The following is a 4,344-nucleotide window of genomic DNA, read 5'->3' on the forward strand; positions in this document are numbered from 1 at the left end:
AGCTCCGCGCGTCGGACGATTGCTCAACCTGCGCCAATCGGCGTAAACAACCCTCGGACTCCGGTCGCGGCTGGATGAAAGTTCAGGGCAGGTCACCTCGGGAACGGTCGCCAATTCCGACTGCTGAACGTCCTGGACGACTTCAATCGCGAAGGTTTGGGCATCGAAATCGACTTCTCGCTTCCCGCCGAACGCGTCGTTCGGGCGCTGAACCAGATCATCGAATGGCGCGGCGCACCGAAGAAGATCAGGGGCGACAACGGCCATGAGTACATCAGCGGTACCCTCATGGAATGGGCCGAACAAAAGGGCATTGCCTTGGCCCACATCCAGCCCGGGAAACCGCAGCAGAACGCTTATGTCGAGCGCAACAACCGGACGGTCCGGCATGAATGGCTGGACCTCCATATCTTCAAAACGATTGAAGAGGTGCAGCAGATTGCCACCGAATGGCTCTGGTATTACAACAACGAGCGCCCCAACATGGGCAACGGCGGGATGACACCCGCGCAGAAGCTGAGAATGGCCGCGTAAATTCTACGACCAAGCCCCCGCAAAAATGGGGGGATTACCTTCTGCTTGCCGTCCAAATCCACGTTACAAGACGCGAAAATTGTTGATTTTTGATACAATTTCATCTACACGCCGAGGGGAAGTAGCGGCAATTGGGATTTCGTGCAAAGCCTTCTACTCTTTCATAGTTGACACTTATACGCCGCAAGAACGTCCGCTCACCACTAACGGTTTGCGCTGTCGCCGTGGCGCAGAAGGCCCGCTCTACGCACGACCTGAAGAACGCTGCCGAGAAGACCTCTTGGTCGCTTTGAATGTCCGCTTCCGCCGGTGGCGCTTAACCGCTTTGCGCTTGCGGTGAAGGTCCGCTCCCCGCCCTTTGTGTCGGCGCTTGGCATCTTGGATGGACGTCGCAGCGGGGCCCCCAAAGGACTTAGCCGAGCCTCGCCGCGAATGGGGCGTGGCATCGCGAGTCTGAAGATCACTCCAAAGAGGTAGGCTTACCTCGTGGCGACGAACATGCGCGAGCTTCCTCGACGCTCAAGCGACTCTTTACACTTCGTGTGTTTCGTAAAGAGTTGATCTCGGTCAAGCCTTGGCAGGCAGAGACTTGTGAGAGGCAACAGAACCATGCCCAATCGGCGAAGTGTCAAGAGTGGGGATGACCGCGCGACCGATGCCCACATTCGTAGACGGGACTATCTTGGTCAGCGGGATATCGACCGGCTCCTCGCTGCCGCCAAGAAGAGTCGCCACGGAGTTCGCGATCACCTCCTGATCCTGATGATGTTCCGGCACGGTCTGCGCGTCTCCGAAGCGATCGCGCTTCGGCGGCGAGACGTGGACCTTGCGCAGTCGCGGATCTGGATCGCACGACTGAAGAACGGGCTTAGCGTTGAGCAACCGGTCACTGGCGAAGAGCTGCGGGCCATTAAGCGCTGGCTCGCGCGCAGGGAGGATGCACTGCCTTGGCTTTTCGTCTCGGAGCGCAAGCAGCCGCTCACGCGGCAGGCCGTAAACTACATCCTCGGATCTGCCGGCACCCGTGCCGGGCTCGAGCGCGTCCACCCACATATGCTTCGCCATTCCTGCGGTTTCGCCTTGGCGAACAAGGGGCACGATTTGCGAGTCATTCAGGACTACCTCGGACACCGTGACCCCCGGCACACAGCGCACTAAACGCGGAAAGCTGCCTGACAGCAAGGCAACATGGCAGTCTCGTTTGGGTGGGAAAGCGGCCGTTCGTCCCTCATGTTCTTGCGCTATCTCTTGAGCGCGAATAGCCCCTTAGCTGCCCTTCAGCATTTTCGGCCATCAGCTACGCCTTAGCGATGCTGACGGCCTCATAGCCTACCAGATTGACCGCATGAATCCTGCGACGGGCCAAGTTCTGCAACAACACCGTGTTGATCTCTAAGCATTCCTTCCCCAGGCCATGGCCTAGTGTCGATAGATAACAGCATACGTGCAGTTTTTCTTATCTAGAAGATTAAGATTACGCGTTACCGTATAGAAACTCTTTATGCCACCTATCCGGACTAGGAGGAGTTCATTCGCCTTAGGGTGGATATTTTTACGACAGATCAATCGCTGGCTCATCCTGCAAGCACTGCGGATCTGGCTGACTGCTGCGCGGCTGACTCCGAATGTCGGCGGCAGCCGCGATGTACAGTTTTGCCTGATCGTCGCACGAGGCCTCGTTTGCGGGGTCGATACTTATGAGGAGGACAGCCCTCGCGGCTGAAACACAACTATGAAATTCCATTCCAAACTCGCCCTTGCTACCGCAATTGCGGCTCTTGCCATGCAGGGCAGCGTCGCGCTGGCGCAGGAGAACTATCCGCCGTATCCCGAGCAGAAGCCCCTTTCACCCGAGCGTCAGGGCGCTGTCTGGGAAGGGCATGAAGACACCCCCAACGGCGGTCGTCCCGAGATCAATACCGTCGAGGAGATGATAGAGGTCAGCGGCTATTCCGCGCCCGCAGCACTTGAATATGCGAAGCTGGCTGCGGTTGCTGCAAACGGGAAATGGGGCCCGACCCTGTTCTACCAATGCAAGCACCCGCATGGCGGTACCGCGCTCAACGCCGACTATCCCGTGCCGCTGGAAGTGTTCGACAACGTCTATTCCATCGGGGATGACGCCAACAACATCTGGGCGATCGACACGGGTGACGGCATCATCCTGATCGACACGCTGCGCAGCGCCGAGCATGCCGAGGGCTTCATCGTCGGGAACTTGATGCGGATGGGCCTAGACCCTCAGGACATCAAGATCATCATCATATCACATGGTCACTTCGACCACACAGGCGGCCTTGCCCATATAAAAGAGCTGACGGGCGCCTCTGTCGGGATGTCAGAAGCCGACTACCAGATCGCGGTAGCTGCCGGTGAAGTCCCCGAACGCGGCGAGAATGACTTTGTCATCACCGACGGGATGGAGATCACGCTTGGCGATACCACGTTGACCGCTTTCCTGACACCCGGCCACACGCCCGGCACCGTCTCGCTGATGATCCCCCTGACCTGGGAGGGTGAAGAGCACATGGGGTCCTACATGGGCGGCGTCGGCGCTCCGCGCGACATTGCCACCGTGAACGAATGGCGCGGGTCGGTCGACCGTATGGCCTATATCTCCGAGCTGATGGGGGCCGATGTGATCCTGTCGAACCACACGGTCGGCGATGACGGCCTGACGAAGATAGCGGAAATGGCGGCCGATTCTTCGCCCAACCCCTACATCGTCGGCCATGAGGCGGTGCTTGGCTACTACAGTGCCTGGCGAAACTGTCTGTCTGCCGACGTGGCGCAGTTGGTGGCCAATGGTGCTGAGATCCCGGAACTGTCCGTGGAGAAGTAAATAGTGCGGCCCCGACGCGATATCTCGCGTCAGGGCCATATACCCCCAGGGATCAGCGTGCCTTGAACTGTATCAGCGCCTTCACCGCCCTAAACTGGCACTGCATTCCTAACCGACGGCGGCCTGATTGCCGCGCCTGCAGGCCGCTTTAGCCGGGGCACTGCAGATCCTGTGGTGCCGTGCATCCTCACACCGGCCGCGCTACCTCGGCCCGGTTCGAGATGATCAACTCTCTTGCCGGCGTGGCTTTGCCCAAACTGACGCTTTGGGTCAGGCTTTGTCATGCGAGTATGCTTAGCCTTACTAGATTGACCGCGTGAATCCTGCGATGGGCCGAGTTCTGCAACAAAGCACATTGGATCTTCCTGATCGGCGTCGTCATTACCCGGACGGAAAAATGGCGGCTGCCTCAACTTTGATGAACGTCCGGATTGTCCCATTCGCGACCTTGTTTGGCAACTTAACCCCTCAAGCTCGAACGTCCGGTTCCGGAAAATTGGCAAGTGGTCAGTAGTCGGGCGATCGGCGGCTATGGGCCGTCAGCGCCCGCAGTCCTGGCGCGCTAGGGCGAGCGGCCTGCCGCGCCGCCTCAGATCTGCTTGGAGCCCTCTGCCGTCATTGAAACTGGTGGCGGGGAGGCTTATGTTCGTCGAGCCACAGATGGAGATTTATGCACAGAGGCTTCGATTGCCCCGCATGTAGCGGCATCGCTCGGCACATGGATGCCGACCCTTTTTGCATGATTTCTGTGGAGTTCTCATGAAGAACGCAAACGTCGTAATCCGGCCCTTCGACGCGGCAACGGATCTGAAAATACTGTCGACCATCTGGTTCGAAGCCTCTCTGGAGGCCCACCCCTTCATCGGTGAAAACGGCTGACGGAACAGCGCAGGCTGATCGAGGAGAGGTATCTGCCAGAGGCGGAGACCTCCGTGGCTTGCCTTGACGGAGACGCTGTTGGCTTTATC

Annotated in this window: 2 protein-coding genes and 2 pseudogenes; all 4 read left to right on the forward strand. The window is 58.7% G+C overall.

The annotated features are described in order from the left end of the window. Window positions 1–81: 81 nt before the first annotated feature. Window positions 82–534 (forward strand): annotated as a pseudogene (locus tag GGQ68_RS23960) (integrase core domain-containing protein); the annotation flags it as partial. Window positions 535–1,143: 609 nt separating this feature from the next. Further along, window positions 1,144–1,692: a tyrosine-type recombinase/integrase gene (locus GGQ68_RS24970; protein WP_183970520.1), complete on the forward strand. Its 549-nt coding sequence runs from the start codon at window positions 1,144–1,146 to the stop codon at window positions 1,690–1,692. Window positions 1,693–2,266: 574 nt separating this feature from the next. Then, window positions 2,267–3,376, forward strand: a complete 1,110-nt coding sequence (locus tag GGQ68_RS23970; RefSeq protein WP_183970522.1) for an MBL fold metallo-hydrolase — start codon at window positions 2,267–2,269, stop codon at window positions 3,374–3,376. A gap of 759 nt (window positions 3,377–4,135) precedes the next feature. Beyond that, a pseudogene (locus GGQ68_RS23975) lies at window positions 4,136–4,344 on the forward strand (GNAT family protein); the annotation flags it as partial.

Origin of the sequence: Sagittula marina (assembly GCF_014196795.1) — a bacterium.
Classification (GTDB): domain Bacteria; phylum Pseudomonadota; class Alphaproteobacteria; order Rhodobacterales; family Rhodobacteraceae; genus Sagittula; species Sagittula marina.

What these genes read in the sequence shown, in the direction of transcription:
- GGQ68_RS24970 (WP_183970520.1), top strand. Translation starts at nt 1,144, where the DNA reads ATGCCCAATCGGCGAAGTGTCAAGAGTGGGGATGACCGCGCGACCGAT.
- GGQ68_RS23970 (WP_183970522.1), top strand. Translation starts at nt 2,267, where the DNA reads ATGAAATTCCATTCCAAACTCGCCCTTGCTACCGCAATTGCGGCTCTT.